General features: G+C 74.6%; 13 protein-coding genes. 11 read left to right on the forward strand and 2 right to left on the reverse strand.

Annotated features, from left to right (window positions below; all coding sequences use genetic code 11):
• Window positions 1–47: 47 nt before the first annotated feature.
• The 9 genes from ABD249_RS11095 to xerD all read left to right on the forward strand — a co-directional run bounded on the left by ABD249_RS11095 (window position 48) and on the right by xerD (window position 9,330).
• Window positions 48–1,133 carry an NAD-dependent epimerase/dehydratase family protein gene (locus ABD249_RS11095; RefSeq protein ID WP_344343503.1) on the forward strand — a complete coding sequence of 362 codons (1,086 nt, stop codon included), beginning with the start codon at window positions 48–50 and terminating at the stop codon, window positions 1,131–1,133.
• A complete protein-coding gene (locus tag ABD249_RS11100; protein ID WP_344343505.1) occupies window positions 1,130–1,906 on the forward strand; it encodes an isocitrate lyase/PEP mutase family protein in 777 nt (258 codons plus the stop codon). The genes ABD249_RS11095 and ABD249_RS11100 overlap by 4 nt, the downstream gene beginning before the upstream one ends.
• Before the next feature lie 623 nt (window positions 1,907–2,529).
• Window positions 2,530–2,658 carry a hypothetical protein gene (locus ABD249_RS11105; RefSeq protein ID WP_344343507.1) on the forward strand — a complete coding sequence of 43 codons (129 nt, stop codon included), beginning with the start codon at window positions 2,530–2,532 and terminating at the stop codon, window positions 2,656–2,658.
• Window positions 2,655–3,434, forward strand: a complete 780-nt coding sequence (locus ABD249_RS11110; protein WP_344343509.1) for a TlyA family RNA methyltransferase — start codon at window positions 2,655–2,657, stop codon at window positions 3,432–3,434. Before ABD249_RS11105 ends, ABD249_RS11110 begins: the two co-directional genes overlap by 4 nt.
• Window positions 3,435–3,484: 50 nt before the next feature.
• Complete coding sequence (locus ABD249_RS11115; RefSeq protein ID WP_344343511.1) at window positions 3,485–4,396, forward strand: NAD kinase; 912 nt, start codon at window positions 3,485–3,487, stop codon at window positions 4,394–4,396.
• The gene (gene recN / locus ABD249_RS11120) at window positions 4,393–6,087 is read left to right on the forward strand and encodes a DNA repair protein RecN (protein WP_344343513.1); all 1,695 of its coding nucleotides are present in this window, start codon (window positions 4,393–4,395) and stop codon (window positions 6,085–6,087) included. Before ABD249_RS11115 ends, recN begins: the two co-directional genes overlap by 4 nt.
• A 54-nt stretch (window positions 6,088–6,141) precedes the next feature.
• Window positions 6,142–7,812, forward strand: a complete 1,671-nt coding sequence (gene pyrG / locus ABD249_RS11125) for a CTP synthase (protein WP_344343515.1) — start codon at window positions 6,142–6,144, stop codon at window positions 7,810–7,812.
• Window positions 7,809–8,429, forward strand: a complete 621-nt coding sequence (locus ABD249_RS11130; protein ID WP_344343517.1) for an NUDIX domain-containing protein — start codon at window positions 7,809–7,811, stop codon at window positions 8,427–8,429. The genes pyrG and ABD249_RS11130 overlap by 4 nt, the downstream gene beginning before the upstream one ends.
• A 7-nt stretch (window positions 8,430–8,436) precedes the next feature.
• The gene (gene xerD, locus ABD249_RS11135; protein WP_344343519.1) at window positions 8,437–9,330 is read left to right on the forward strand and encodes a site-specific tyrosine recombinase XerD; all 894 of its coding nucleotides are present in this window, start codon (window positions 8,437–8,439) and stop codon (window positions 9,328–9,330) included.
• Between the two features lie 32 nt (window positions 9,331–9,362).
• Here the strand turns inward: xerD and ABD249_RS11140 are convergent, their stop codons facing one another.
• Window positions 9,363–9,965 (reverse strand): DedA family protein, encoded by a 603-nt coding sequence (locus tag ABD249_RS11140; protein WP_344343521.1) that lies wholly within the window; start codon window positions 9,963–9,965, stop codon window positions 9,363–9,365.
• Window positions 9,966–10,076: 111 nt separating this feature from the next.
• On the opposite strand from ABD249_RS11140, the gene ABD249_RS11145 reads away from it, so the two are divergent.
• The gene (locus ABD249_RS11145) at window positions 10,077–13,547 is read left to right on the forward strand and encodes a TM0106 family RecB-like putative nuclease (protein WP_344343523.1); all 3,471 of its coding nucleotides are present in this window, start codon (window positions 10,077–10,079) and stop codon (window positions 13,545–13,547) included.
• Between the two features lie 437 nt (window positions 13,548–13,984).
• Here ABD249_RS11145 and ABD249_RS11150 read toward each other — a convergent pair whose 3' ends face one another.
• A complete protein-coding gene (locus ABD249_RS11150; RefSeq protein ID WP_344343525.1) occupies window positions 13,985–14,236 on the reverse strand; it encodes a DUF3253 domain-containing protein in 252 nt (83 codons plus the stop codon).
• A 122-nt stretch (window positions 14,237–14,358) separates the two neighbouring features.
• Here ABD249_RS11150 and ABD249_RS11155 point away from each other — a divergent pair, with 122 nt between their 5' ends.
• Window positions 14,359–15,246 carry a ParA family protein gene (locus tag ABD249_RS11155; RefSeq protein ID WP_344343527.1) on the forward strand — a complete coding sequence of 296 codons (888 nt, stop codon included), beginning with the start codon at window positions 14,359–14,361 and terminating at the stop codon, window positions 15,244–15,246.
• The last annotated feature ends 4 nt before the right edge of the window (window positions 15,247–15,250 follow it).

Consider the following 15,250-nt stretch of genomic DNA (forward strand, 5'->3'; position numbering starts at 1 on the left):
GCGCGAAGCCCGTGCGCGCCCGCGCTCGCCGGTGCCATGCTCGCACCATGCGCATCCTCGTCCTCGGCGGCACGGCCTGGCTCGGGCACGCGGTCGCGGCAGCCCACGTCGCCGCCGGCAACGACGTGACGTGCGTCGCACGCGGCACCGACGTGCCCGCCGGCGCGACGCTCGTGCGCCTCGACCGCGACGACGGCGCAGACGCCCTCGCCTCGGATCCGACGCTCGCGGGGGAGTGGGACGAGGTCGTGGACGTGACGCGCATCCCCGCGCACGCGACCGCCGCGGCGCAGGCCCTCGCGGGCCGGGCGCGGCACTGGACGCTCGTGTCGACCGTGTCCGTCTACGCCGACGTCGACCGGCCGGGCGCGGACGAGCGGGCCGCGCTGCTCGAGCCGTCCGCCGACCCCGACGACTACGGCCGCGCCAAGGTGCACGTCGAGCAGACCATGCACGCCGCGCTCGGCGACCGCCTGCTCGTGCTGCGCCCCGGCCTCATCGTCGGCCCCGGCGATCCCAGCGACCGCTTCGGCTCGTGGGCGGCCCGCGCCGCGCTCGCCGGGGACGAGCCGCTGCTCGTGCCCGAGCGCGACGTCGCCGCGCAGGTCGTCGACGTGCGCGACCTCGTCGACGCCATCGTGGCCCTCGGCACGCGCGGCGTCATCGGCGTGCGCGACGCCGTCGGCACCGTGACGACGCTCCACGCCCTCGTCGACGAGGTGCGTGCCGCAGCCGCGCATGCCGGGCCGATCGTGCTCGCCAGCGACGACGAGCTCGCGCAGCACGACGTGCAGCCGTGGGGAGGCCCGCGGGCGCTCGCGCTGTGGCTGCCCGTCGGCCACGAGGGCCACGGTGCGCGCTCGAACGCGGCGCTGCTCGCCGACGGCATCCGTCTGCGACCGACGGCCGAGACCGTGCGCGACGTCGTCGCCGACGAGCGCGACCGCGGCCTCGACCGCGCACGCGCGAACGGCATCGCCCGCGCCGACGAGGTCGCGGTGCTCGCCGCGATCGCACGTGGACGCGCCGAGGCCCCCACCCTCGCGGACGCGACCGAACCCATCCGATCGACCGATCCCGCACGAACGCCCCGCGACGCATCCGACGCGTCCGATCGACAGGAGTCACCATGACCGACACCGCCGCCCGCGCCTCCGAGCTGCTGCGCCTCCACCGCGAGCCCGCGCTGCTCAAGGTCGTCAACGTGTGGGACCCGATCTCGACCTCCGCGGTCGCCGGCGCGACGGGCACCGTCGCGCTCGCGACCGCGAGCCACTCGATCGCCGCGACCCTCGGCTACGAGGACGGCGAGCGCATCCCGGTCGACGAGATGCTCGACATGGTGCGACGCATCGTCGCCGTCACCGACCTCCCCGTCTCGGCGGACCTCGAGGGCGGCTACGGCGACGCTGCCGAGACGGTGCGCAGGGCGATCGAGATCGGCGTCGTCGGCGCGAACGTCGAGGACCAGCTGAAGCCCCTCGACGAGGCTGCTGCCCAGGTCGAGGCGATCATGCGCGTCGCCCGCGAGGCCGGCGTGCCGGACTTCGTGCTCAACGCGCGCACCGACGCCTTCCCCGTCGGCGGAGGCCGCGACCGCGACGTCGTCATCGCCGACGCGCTCGAGCGCGGGCGCGCCTACCTCGACGCCGGCGCTCCCGTCGTGTTCGTGCCCGGACCGCTCACGAGCGACGAGGTGCGCACGCTCGTCGACGCGTTCGGCCCGCAGCGGCTCACGACGATCGCCCTGCCCGGCACGCCGTCGTTCGACGAGCTGCAGGAGCTCGGCGTCGCACGCGTCTCGTTCGGACCCATCTCGCAGCGCGTCGCGCTCACCGCGCTGCAGGAGCTCGCCGAGACGGCGCTCGCGCACGGCGACCTGCCCGGGTTCCGCGAGCTCAACTGACGCAGGGGAGCCAGCGCGGAGCGAGCCTCTCTTCCCGCTCTCCGAGGTGCGAGCGGAGGGACCCTCTCCCCCCGCTCCCTGAGGTGCGAGCGCAGCGAGCCTCTCTCCCGCTCCCTGAGGTGCGAGCGCAGCGAGCCTCTCCTCCCGCTCCCTGAGGTGCGAGCGCAGCGAGCCTCGAAGGTGCCGCCACCCGCGTGTGCCGGGCACCCTTCGAGACGGCGGCTCGCTGCGCTCGCTGCCTCCTCAGGGAGCGGGTGGGGGGACGACGATGTCCGGACTCCGCTCCGTCAGGTTCCGCGGAGCGAGCCTCGAAGGCTTGGGGTCGCTTCTCCTCCCGCTCCCTGAGGTGCGAGCGCAGCGAGCCTCTCCTCCCGCTCCCTGAGGTGCGAGCGCAGCGAGCCTCTCCTCCCGCTCCCTGAGGTGCGAGCGCAGCGAGCCTCGAAGGGTGCCCCACTTGCGCGTGAGGCCGAGCGCCCTTCGAGACGGCGGCTCGCTGCGCTCGCTGCCTCCTCAGGGAGCGGGTGGGGGGACGACGATGCCCGGGTTCCGCGAGCTCGACCGACCCGGGCGACGCCGGCGCGGTCCTCCCGCGCCGGGCGCTGCCGCGCCGATACGCTCGAGCCGTGACCGACGACACCAGCGCCGACCTCCTCGACGAGCTCGAGCTCATCGAGGAGCAGCCGCTCGAGCGTCGTGCGGCGGCCTTCGCCGCGCTGCACGATCGGCTCGAGGCGGCGCTGTCGGGCTCGTGAGCGACCGGCTCGACCAGGCCCTCGCCGCGCGAGGCCTCGCACGCAGCCGCACGCACGCGCAGCGGCTCGTCGCCGCCGGCGCCGTGCGCGTCGACGGCCGCGTCGCCACGAAGCCGTCCGCGGCCGTCGAGGCGGAGGCGCTCCTCGAGGTCGACGACGACGGCTGGGTCTCGCGCGCGGCGGGCAAGCTGCTCGCTGCGCTCGACGCCTTCGGCGTCGATCCGGCCGGGCGCGACGCGCTCGACGTCGGCGCCTCGACGGGCGGCTTCACCCAGGTGCTGCTCGCCCGCGGCGCGCGACACGTCACCGCCCTCGACGTCGGCCACGGCCAGTTCCGCGTGCCGCTCGACGACCGCATCACGCTGCTCGAGGGCGTCAACGTGCGCGACCTGACGCCCCCGCTGCATCCGATGCCGTCGCTCATCGTCGCCGACGTCTCGTTCATCTCCCTCGTGCACGTCCTCCCGCCCGTGCGGGCCGTCGCGACCGACGACGCCGACTGGCTCGTGCTCGTGAAGCCGCAGTTCGAGGTCGGCCGCGGACGCGTGCGCGGCGGGATCGTCGACGACGCGGAGGCGCGCGCCGATGCCATCGACCAGGTCCTCGCCGCCGCATGGAGCCTCGGGCTCGGGACGGCCGGCATCGCGGCGAGCCCCGTCGTCGGCACGCACGGCAACCGCGAGTTCCTCGCGCACCTGCGGGCGGGCGCACCCGATCCCGCACACCTCGCCCACGAGGCGCGCATCCTCGCTCGCAGCGCAACCGGCGACGCATGACCGGCGCATCCGACAGAATGGCGATGCAGGCTGCAGCGGACGGAGGGCACATGGGCGAGCGCAGGTTCCTCGTCGTGTTCCACCCCGATCGCGAGGAGACGCTGCGGACGGCGTCCAGCGTGTGCAGGCGGCTCGTCGAGGCCGGCGTCACGCCCGTCGTGCTGCCCGCCGAGCGCGCCGCGCTCATCGCCCACGCTCCCGAGGCCGACGTCGTGCGCGAGCACGACCCGGCATCGTCCGACGACATCGAGCTCGTCGTCACCTTCGGCGGCGACGGCACGATCCTGCGCGCCGCCGAGCTGCAGCGCACGACCGGAGCACCGCTGCTCGGCATCAACATGGGCCACGTGGGCTTCCTCGCCGAGGCGGAGGTCGCCGACGTGCAGGCCGTCGTCGACCGCGCCGTCGCCGGCGACTACGACGTCGAGTCGCGGCTGACGCTCGACGTGCGCGTGCTCATCGAGGGCGCGGAGGTCGCGCGCACGTGGGCGGTCAACGAGGCGGCGATCGAGAAGCACGGCGCCGGCCGCATGATCGAGGTGCTGCTGGAGGTCGACGACCGGCCCATCTCGTCCTTCGGCACCGATGCCGTGCTGCTCGCGACCCCCACGGGCTCGACGGCCTACTCCTTCTCGGCCGGCGGCCCCATCGTGTGGCCGACGGCGCAGGCGATGCTCATGGTGCCCCTCGGCGCCCACGCGCTCTTCACGCGGCCCCTCGTCGTCGCGCCCGAGTCGACGATGGCCGTGACGATCTCGCCCTACTCGCGCAGCGAGGCCGTGCTGTGGTGCGACTCGCGCCGCTCGGTCGAGCTGCCGCAGGGCGCGCGCGTCGAGGCGCGCCGCTCCGAGACGCCGCTGCGGCTCGCGCGCCTCAGCCCCGCACCGTTCGCCGACCGGCTCGTCGCGAAGTTCGAGCTGCCCGTGCAGGGCTGGCGCGACGCCGCGAGGAACGGCTCGTGACGCGCACGCGACTCGAGGAGCTCTCGATCCGCAGCCTCGGCGTCATCGAGGACGCCGTGCTCGAGCTCGCCCCCGGGTTCACGGCCATCACGGGCGAGACGGGCGCAGGCAAGACGATGGTCGTGCAGGCGCTCGCGCTCCTGCGCGGCCAGCGCGCCGACGCCGGCCTCATCCGCGCCGGCGACGACCGCGCCGCGGTGCAGGGCGTGTGGATGCTCGACGACGCGACCGACCGCGAGCTCGTCGACGACGCGGGCGGCGTCGTCGAGGAGGGCGAGCTGCTCGTCGCGCGCTCCGTGTCCCGCGAGGGGCGCAGCCGCGCGCAGATCGGCGGGGCGAACGTGCCCGCGGCGTCGCTGCAGGCGCTCTCCGACGCGCTCGTCGCCGTCCACGGGCAGTCCGACCAGCAGCGGCTGCGCGGCATGCACGCGCAGCTCACGGCGCTCGACCGCGCCGCGGGCGACGAGCTCGTCGCGCTCCTCGCGCAGTACCGCGCGCAGCTGCGCACCTGGCGCGAGGCGGAGCGCGAGCTCGACGAGATCGTCACCGAGCGCGACGCTCGTCGCCGCGAGGCCGAGGAGCTGCGGGCCGACCTCGAGGCGCTCGAGGCCATCGATCCGCAGCCGGGGGAGGACGCCGAGCTCGACGCCCTCGCGCATCGCCTCGAGCACGTCGAGTCGCTGCGCGCCCTCGTCGCCGAGGCGCACACGGCCCTCACGGGCGACGACGGCGTCGACGCCTCGACGCTCGTGGGCGCCGCCCGTCGGCTCGTCGAGCGCGGGGAGCGCGACGACGCGGCGCTCGCGCCGACGCTCGCGCTGCTCGCCGACGCCGAGGCAGCCGTGCAGGAGGCCGCGACCGAGCTCTCGCGCTACGCCGACACGCTCGAGGCGCCCGAGCGCCCCATCGACGAGATCCAGGAGCGGCGCGCCGCGCTCGCACCCATCGTGCGGCGCTTCGGCGGCATCGAGGCCGCGCTCGAGCACGGCCGGCTCGGGGCGCTGCGGCTCGTCGAGCTCGACGCCGACGACGAGCGCACCGTCGAGCTCGAGGCGCGCATCGCCGAGGGACGCGCAGGCGCCGACGCGCTCGCCGAGCGGCTGACGACGCTGCGCACCGCCGCCGCCGCCGACCTCGAGCTGCGCGTGCAGGCCGAGCTGCGTGCGCTCGCGATGCCCGACGCCCGCCTCCGCATCGCCGTCACCCCCGGCGACGAGCACCACGACCACGGGCGCGACGACGTCGCGATCCTGCTCGCACCGCATCCGGGCGCCGAGCCCCGACCCGTCGCCAAGGCGGCGTCGGGCGGCGAGCTCTCGCGCGTCATGCTCGCGCTCGAGGTCGCCCTCGCCGCCGACGACGTGCCGACGTTCGTGTTCGACGAGGTCGACGCCGGCGTCGGCGGTGCCTCGGCGATCGAGATCGGCAGGCGCCTCGCGGCGCTCGCGCAGCACGCGCAGGTCATCGTCGTCACCCACCTGGCCCAGGTCGCGGCGTTCGCAGACCGCCACATCACGGTCGTGAAGGCCACCGACGGCTCCGTGACGGCGTCGAGCGTGCACACGGTGCGCGACGACGCCCGCGTCGAGGAGCTCGCGCGCATGCTCGCCGGCACCGCCTCGGAGACGGCGCTCGCGCATGCCGCCGAGCTGCTCGCCGACGCCCACGCCACGCCGCAGCGAGGCCGCTGACCGCAGCGGGCCCCGCGTCGGATAGCGTAGGAGTCCGTGGCGAACGAAACCCGTGTGACCAAGCAGATCTTCGTGACGGGCGGCGTCGTCTCGTCCCTGGGCAAGGGCCTCACGGCCGCTTCGCTCGGCAACCTGCTGACGGCGCGTGGGCTCCACGTCGTCATGCAGAAGCTGGATCCGTACCTCAACGTCGATCCGGGGACGATGAACCCGTTCCAGCACGGCGAGGTCTTCGTGACCGACGACGGCGCGGAGACGGACCTCGACATCGGCCACTACGAGCGATTCCTCGACATCGAGCTGTCGCAGGCCGCGAACGTGACGACGGGGCAGATCTACTCGCGCGTCATCGAGCGCGAGCGGCGCGGCGAGTACCTCGGCGACACCGTGCAGGTCATCCCGCACATCTCGGACGAGATCAAGCGCCGCATGCGGCTGCAGTCGGAGGACGACCCGCAGCCGGACGTCATCATCACCGAGATCGGCGGCACCGTCGGCGACATCGAATCCCAGCCGTTCATCGAGGCCGCGCGGCAGGTGCGCCACGAGCTCGGCCGCAAGAACGTGTTCTTCGTCCACGTGTCGCTCGTGCCCTACCTCGGCGCGTCCGGCGAGCAGAAGACGAAGCCCACGCAGCACTCCGTCGCCACGCTGCGCTCGATCGGCATCCAGCCCGACGCGCTCGTGCTGCGCTCCGACCGCCCCGTGAGCGAGTCGAACCGCACGAAGATCGCGCTCATGTGCGACGTCGAGGAGCGCGCGGTCGTCAACGCGACCGACGCGGCCTCCATCTACGACATCCCGACGATGCTCACCGAGCAGGGTCTCGACGGCTACATCATCGAGCAGCTGGGCCTCGACGCCGGCGAGGTCGACTGGCGCCGCTGGCAGCCCGTGCTCGACGCCGTGCACCACCCGCGCCACGCGGTGACGATCGGGCTCGTCGGCAAGTACATCGACCTGCCCGACGCGTATCTCTCGGTCACCGAGGCGCTCAAGGCGGGCGGCTTCGCGAACCAGACGGCCGTGACGATCCGCTGGGTGGCCTCCGACCTGTGCGAGACCCCCGAGGGTGCGGCGCAGCAGCTGTCGGACGTCGACGGCATCTGCGTGCCCGGCGGCTTCGGCGTGCGCGGCATCGAGGGCAAGCTCGGCGCGCTGCGCTTCGCCCGCGAGAACGACATCCCCACGCTCGGGCTGTGCCTCGGCCTGCAGTGCATGGTCATCGAGTACGCGCGCAACGTCGCGGGCATCGAGGGCGCGTCGTCGAGCGAGTTCGACGAGGACACGCCGAACCCCGTGATCGCGACGATGGCCGAGCAGCAGGAGCACATCCACGGCGGCAACCTCGGCGGCACGATGCGCCTGGGCCTCTACGAGGCCGCGCTCGCACCCGGCTCGCTCGCCGAGCGCGTCTACGGCGCACCCGTGTCGCACGAGCGCCACCGCCACCGCTACGAGGTCAACAACCGCTACCGCGACGCGCTGTCGGCCGCGGGCCTCGCGTTCTCGGGCACGTCGCCCGACGGCCACCTCGTCGAGTACGTCGAGGTGCCGGGCCACCCGTACTACATCGCCACGCAGGCGCACCCCGAGCTGCGCAGCCGTCCGAACCACGCGCATCCCCTCTTCCGCGGCCTCGTCGAGGCGTCGCTCGAGCGGCAGCGCGCGTCGAAGCTCTTCGACGTCGACTCCGACGACCAGCGGGACGCGGCGAGCGCATGATCGAGGACACGCTCGGCAGCCTCCCCGTCGCGCATCGCGAGACGGTCTTCCACGGCAAGGTGTGGGACGTCGAGCGCCACACGGTCGAGCTCGAGACGGGCACGATCGTGCGCGACCTGCTCGACCACCCGGGCGCCGTCGCGGTCCTCGCGGTGAACGAGCGCGACGAGGTGCTGCTCGTGCACCAGTACCGGCATCCCGTGGGCGCGACGATGTGGGAGCTGCCCGCGGGCCTGCTCGACGTCGAGGGCGAGGATCCGCTCGTCGGCGCGCAGCGCGAGCTCGCCGAGGAGACCGACACGGTCGCGGCCACGTGGGGCGTGCTGTGCGACATCTCGACCTCCGGCGGCGGCTCGACCGAGATGCTGCGCATCTACCTCGCGACCGACGTGTCGGACGCCGCGGAGGTCTTCGCGCGCACCGACGAGGAGGCGGGCATGGAGGCGCGCTGGGTGCCGCGCGCCGAGGTCGTCGAGGCCGCGCTGTCGATGCGCCTGCACAACGCGACGATGCTCACGGCCGTGCTGGCGTACGAGGCGATCCGAGCGCGCGGCGGCGAGGCGCAGCCCGCCGACGTGCCGTTCGACTGGCACCGGCCGCCGCGCCCCGAGCGCTGAGCCGCGCGTGCGACCCGCGGATGCCGTCGCGCGCCATCTGCGGCAGCTGACGATCGAGCGCGGCCTCTCACGGCACACGCTCGCCGCCTACCGCCGCGACCTCGACGGCTACCTCGCCGTGCTCGCCGAGCGCGGTCGCGACGCCGTCGCGACCATCGAGGCGGCGGACGTGCAGGCCTTCCACGCCGCGCTCGCCGATCGCGGCCTCGCGCCGTCGAGCGTCGCCAGGCAGCTGTCCGCGGTGCGCGGGCTGCACCGATTCCTCGTCGACGAGGGGCTCGTCGATCGCGACGTCGCCCACGACCACCGGCCGCCGAAGCAGGCCATGCCGCTGCCGAAGGCCGTGACGATCGCGCAGATGCAGCGCATCCTCGACCACGCCGGCGGCGACGACCCCGCCGGGCTGCGCGATCGGGCGCTGCTCGAGCTGCTGTACGCCACGGGCGCGCGCATCTCGGAGGTGTGCGACCTCGACGTCGACGACGCGCACGAGGAGCTGCTGCGGCTCACGGGCAAGGGCGGCAAGCAGCGGCTCGTGCCCGTGGGGTCGTACGCGCGCGACGCGCTCGACGCCTACCTCGTGCGGGCGCGGCCGCTGCTCGCCGTGCGCGGCAGGGGAGGGCCCGCGCTGCTGCTCGGCGCGCGCGGCGGCAGGCTCTCGCGCCAGACGGCGTGGTCGATCATCCAGCGCGTCGCCGAGGAGGCGGAGGTCGAGCACGTCTCGCCCCACACCTTCCGGCACTCGTTCGCGACGCACCTGCTCGAGGGCGGCGCCGACGTGCGCGTCGTGCAGGAGCTGCTCGGGCATGCGAGCGTCGCGACGACGCAGATCTACACGCGCGTGACGGCGGACACCCTGCGCGACATGTACACGACGGCGCATCCGCGCGCGCGGCGCTGACGGGGCGCGGGCGCTCCGACGGCGAGACGGACTCAGGCGCGAGGGGATCGGACGGCGCCTCGGCGTCGCAGGACGGCGTCGATGCACAGCCCGACGGCGAGGCCGGCGAGGGCGCCCACGGCGGCGGAGAGCAGCGGAGCGTCGCCCAGCAGCCGCGCAGCAGAGACCCCTATGGCCACCGTGAGGGTCGCCCACAGCGTCGCGCCCGTCGCGACGAGCGCCACGAAGCGCCCGACGGGCATGCGCAGCGCGCCGGCGGTCGCGTTCACCGCGATGCGCAGCCCGGGGACGAAGCGGGCGGCGACGACGGTGGACGCGCCTCGCGCGCGCAGCAGCGCAGCGGCCCTGCGGGCGAGGGGCCGGACGCGACGGGCACGCAGCAGGCGGCGGCTCGGGATCGCGCGACCCAGCAGGTAGGCGAGGGTGTCGCCCGCGGTCGCGGCGAGCGCGATCGTCGCGCCGATGGCGAGCGGATGCGGCGCATGGCCCGTCGCGCCGAGCGTCACGAGCGCGACGACCACGGCCTCGCTCGGCAGCGGGGGGACGATGCTGTCGACGAGGCACAGGACCGCGACGACGACGAGCGCCCACGGCGACGCCGCGAGCAGCACGACGACGTCGACGATGGCATCCATGGGCCTCCTGCGGCACACGGTACGCGCGTGGGGTGACGCGGCGGTGGACGACGCGTCGCCATCCGGTGGCCGGCGTCGAGCGCGTGGGTGGTCGCCGCTAGCGTCGGAGTCGTGTTCCTGCGCGACGGCCTCCTCCTCCACAGCGCGAGCGACCTGCGGGCCGCGAGCGACTGCGAGTTCGCGATGCTGCGCGCGCTCGACGCGCGGCTCGGCCGCCTCGCCGCGGTCGACGAGCCCGACGACCCGATGCTGCAGCGCGCCGGTCGCCTGGGCGACGCGCACGAGGAGCGCATCCTCCAGGCCTACCGCGACCGCGCGGCGCGCGAGCCCGGCTACCGCGTCGTCGAGATCGCCCGGCCGTCGCCCATGACGCTCGACGGGCTGCGCGACGCGCGCGAGGCGTCGCTCGCCGCGATGCGCGACGGCGCCGACGTCGTGTTCCAGGCGACCTTCCTCGACGAGTCGACGGGCTTCATGGGCTTCGCCGACTTCCTCGTGCGCGTCGACGGCGCAGCCGCGGCGCCCGCGTACGCCGTGTACGACGCGAAGCTCGCGCGCAGCGCGAAGACCACGGCGCTGCTGCAGCTCGCCGCCTACGCGCTCGAGCTGCGGCGCGAGGGCATCCCGGTCGACGAGACCGTGCACCTCATCCTCGGCACCGGCGTCCACACCGACCATCTGCTCGCCGACGTCGTGCCCGTGTTCGAGCGCGCGATGGGCCGCATGCGCGGGCTGCTCGCCGAGCGGCGCGCCGACGACGCCCCGATCGCGTGGGACACCCCGGGCATCCGGCAGTGCGGCCGCTGCGCCACGTGCGCGGTGGAGGTCGAGCGCACGCGCGACGTCCTGCTCGTCGCCGGGCTGCGCCGCACGCAGCGAGACCGCATGCGCGCCGCCGGCGTCGCGACGATCGACGCGCTCGCGGCATCCACCGGCGGCATCGTCGGCATCGGCGACGCCACCCTCGCCTCGCTGCGCACGCAGGCGAGGCTGCAGCTCGCCGCCCCCGCATCGGGCGTGCTGCACGAGGTCTTCGACCGCGCGCCGCTCGGGCGGCTCCCCGAGCCGAGCCCCGGCGACGTCTTCTTCGACTTCGAGGGCGATCCGCTCTGGTGGGACGGCGAGCACTGGGGCATCGACTACCTCTTCGGCGCGACGACGTACGACGAGGGCGGCGAGGTCTTCACGCCGTTCTGGGCGCACGACTTCACGGCGGAGGGCGTCGCGCTCGCGGCCTTCCTCGACTGGCTCGCCGCGCGTCGCGCCCGCTGGCCGAGCCTGCACGTCTACCACTACGCGCCCTACGAGCGCACGCATCTCGCGGCGATCGCCGCGCGGCACGGCGTCCGCGAGGACGAGGTCGCCGACCTCCTCGCCGCCGACGTGCTCGTCGACCTCTACCCGATCGTGCGCGGCGCGGTGCGCATCTCCGAGTCGTCGTACTCGCTCAAGCGGCTCGAGCCGCTCTTCATGGGCGAGCGGCTGCGCGACAGCGCCGTCAAGGACGGCGGCGCCTCGATCGTCGCCTACCAGGAGGTCGGACGGCTGCGCGGCGACGGCGACGTCGCGGCCGCCGAGTCGCTGCTCGCCGAGATCGCCGACTACAACCGGTACGACTGCGCGGCGACGCTCGGGCTGCGCGACTGGCTCGTCGGCCTCGCCGACGCCGAGGGCATCGGGAGGCGTCGCGCCGTCGAGGTGCCGCCGGACGCCTCGGCGCGGCTCGAGGCCCGCGAGGAGGCCGTCGACGCCAGGCTGCGTGCGCGCATCGCGGGCGTGCCCGCCGACGAGCGCACCGACGAGCAGCTCGCCGTCGCGCTCGCGGCGGCCGCGGTCGAGTACCACCGGCGCGAGGACACCGCCCACTGGGTCGAGCACTTCGCGCGGCTCGGCGGCCACGTCGACCTCTGGCAGGAGCAGCGCGACGTCCTCGTGCCCGTCGACGTCGCGATCGAGGTCGTTCAGCCGTGGCACACGCCTGCGCGTGCGAGGCAGCCGCGCAGGACGCTGCGGCTCGTCGGGGCGATGGCCGCCGGGTCGCGGCTCGGCCCCGGCGACCGGCCCTACGCCGTCTACGCGACGCCCGCCCCCATCGGCGATCCCGACGTCGCCGACACCTACCGCGCCCACGACGCCGTCCGGGTCGTCGAGGCGAGCGAGGACGCCGGCACGTGGACGGTCGTGCTCGACGAGCGCGACGTCGCCGGCGACGGATGGGCGCAGCTGCCCATCGCGCTCGCGCCCGGGCGTCCCATCCCGACGACGACGCAGCGCTCGGCGATCCTCGAGTGGGGCGAGCGCGTCGCCGCGAACGCCGATCCCATCGCCGATCCCGCGCTCGACGTGCTGCGCCGCGAGCCGCCGCGCATCCGCGGCGGCGTGCCCGGGCCAGAGCACGGCTCGCCCGCCGAGCGCATCCGCGCCGCGCTCGAGGGCATGGACCGCTCCTACCTCGCCGTGCAGGGCCCGCCCGGCACCGGCAAGACGCACGTGGGCGCGTCGGTGCTGCGCGAGCTCGTCGCGCGCGGCTGGCGCATCGGCGTCGTCGCGCAGTCGCACGACGTCGTCGAGCATCTGCTGCAGAAGGCGATCGACCTCGGCGTGCCGACCGAGCGCGTCGGCAAGCGGCCGAGGAGCGGGGCGACGACCGTGCCGGGCACGCCGCTCGACACGCGCGACATTGCGTCGTTCGTCGCTCGCGAGGGCGGGTGCATCCTCGGCGGCACGGCGTGGACGTTCTCGAACGCCGACCAGGTGCCGCGTCGGTCGCTCGACCTGCTCGTCGTCGACGAGGCCGGGCAGTTCTCGCTCGCGAACACGATCGCGTGCGCCGTCGCGGCCGACCGGCTGCTGCTGCTCGGCGATCCGCAGCAGCTGCCGCAGGTGAGCCAGGGCACGCATCCCGAGCCCATCGACGCGTCGGCGCTCGGCTGGCTCTCGCGCGACAGCGACGTGCTGCCGCCGCAGCTCGGCGTCTTCCTCGAGCGGTCGTGGCGCATGCATCCCGTGCTGTGCGCGGCGGTGTCGACGCTCTCGTACCGGGGCGAGCTCACCTCGGCGCCCATCGCCGCGCGCAGGATGCTCGCGGGCGCGCCCGGCGTGCACGCGGTGCACGTCGACCACGAGGGCGCCTCGGTGGAGTCGCCCCAGGAGGCGGCCGAGGTCGTCCGCCTCGTGCGCGACCAGCTCGGGCGCGCGTGGCTCGATCCCTCGGTCTCCGACGAGCCACGGCCGCTCACCGCCGCCGACGTCATCGTCGTGGCGCCCTACAACGCGCAGGTCGACCTGCTGCGGCGCACGCTCGACGCGGCCGGGCTCGGCGACGCCCGCGTGGGCACCGCCGACCGGTTCCAGGGGCAGGAGGCGGTCGTCGCGATCGTGTCGCTCACGGCGTCGAGCGCCGACGACGCCCCGCGCGGCATCGAGTTCGTGCTGCAGCGCAATCGCATCAACGTCGCCATCTCGCGCGCGCAGTGGTCGGCGTACGTCGTGCACTCGCCGCGCATCGCCGATGCGCTGCCGTACCGGGCCGACGGGCTCGCGCAGCTGTCGGGGTTCCTGCGGCTGACGGGGCGGGGCTGACCCTTCGAGGCTCGCTTCGCTCGCACCTCAGGGAGCGGGGGTGGCTCGCACCTCAGGGAGCGGGGGTGCTCGGAGCTGTCGGGGTTCGCGCGGCTGGTGGGGCGGGGCTGACCCTTCGAGGCTCGCTTCGCTCGCACCTCAGGGAGCGGGGGTGGCTCGCACCTCAGGGAGCGAGGGTGTGCGGAGCTGTCGGGGTTCCTGCGGCTGACGGGGCGGGGCTGACCCTTCGAGGCTCGCTTCGCTCGCACCTCAGGGAGCGGGGGTGGCTCGCACCTCGGGTAGCGAGGGTGCTCGGACCTTGGGGAGCGAGGGTGCTCGGACCTTGGGGAGCGAGGGTGCTCGGACCTTGGGGAGCGAGGGTGCTCGGACCTTGGGGAGCGAGGGTGCTCGGGTCTCGGGGAGCGAGGGTGCTCGGGCCACGGGCCTCGGGGAGCGGGTCAGCGGGGGCGGCGGATGCGGACTGGCCCGCGGGCCGTGCGCACGTCGACGACCGAGCCGCGCTGCGTGACCTCGACCTCGCCGGCATCGGCGAGCCGCGCCGCGACGGCGCGCGTCGCATCCATGAGGTCGCGCCACGTGTCCGCGTCGCCGACGGCGCGCGCGACGTCGCTCGGGCAGATCGTGCGATCCGGGGCCCGTTCGTCGACGAGGCGCAGCATCGTGCGCTCGAGCTCCGCGTCGTCCGTCATGCTGCGACGATCGCGGATGCGCGCCACCGCCGCCAGGCCTTGCGAACCTTCGAGTCGTGGTTGAGATACACACCGCGGCGCCCTGCCGGGCTCGCGTCGAGCGCGGACCTAGACTCGGATCCATGAGCGGTGGGACGAAGCAGACGGCAGCGCTGCCGGGCCTCGACGCACCCGTGATGGGTCCGACGGGCCGCCTCCTGCGCGAGTTCCCCGTGCCGGCGCCCCTCACGTCGCACGGCCCCGCGCGCATCATCGCGATGTGCAACCAGAAGGGCGGCGTCGGCAAGACGACGACGACCATCAACCTCGGCGCGACGCTCGCCGAGTACGGCCGACGCGTGCTCGCGGTCGACTTCGACCCGCAGGGCGCGCTCTCCGCCGGCCTCGGCATCGACAATCACGACGCCACGACGATCTACGACCTCCTGCTGTCGTCGAAGCGCGATGCGCGCGAGGCCATCCAGCACTCGACCGTCGAGGGCCTCGACGTCATCCCGGCGAACATCGACCTCTCGGCCGCCGAGGTGCACCTCGTGAGCGAGGTCGCGCGCGAGCAGATCCTCGCCCGCGTGCTGCGCCAGGTCTCCGACGACTACGACCTCATCCTCGTCGACTGCCAGCCCTCGCTCGGCCTCCTCACCGTCAACGCGCTCACGGCGGCGCACGGCGTGCTCGTGCCGCTCGAGTGCGAGTACTTCGCGCTGCGCGGCGTCGCGCTGCTCAAGGAGACCATCGACAAGGTGCAGGACCGCCTGAACCCGGCGCTGCGCCTCGACGGCATCCTCGCGACGATGTACGACTCGCGCACCCTGCACTCGCGCGAGGTCCTGCAGCGCGTCGTCGAGGCGTTCGGCCCGTCGGTGCTCGAGACCGTCATCCGCCGCACGGTGAAGTTCCCCGACGCATCGGTCGCGGGCACGCCCATCACGCAGTACGCACCCGACCACTCCGCGTCGGAGGCGTACCGCCAGGTCGCACGCGAGCTCATCGCGCGCGGCGCCGTCGCCTGATCGA

Source organism: Agrococcus versicolor (assembly GCF_039531815.1).
GTDB lineage: Bacteria > Actinomycetota > Actinomycetes > Actinomycetales > Microbacteriaceae > Agrococcus > Agrococcus versicolor.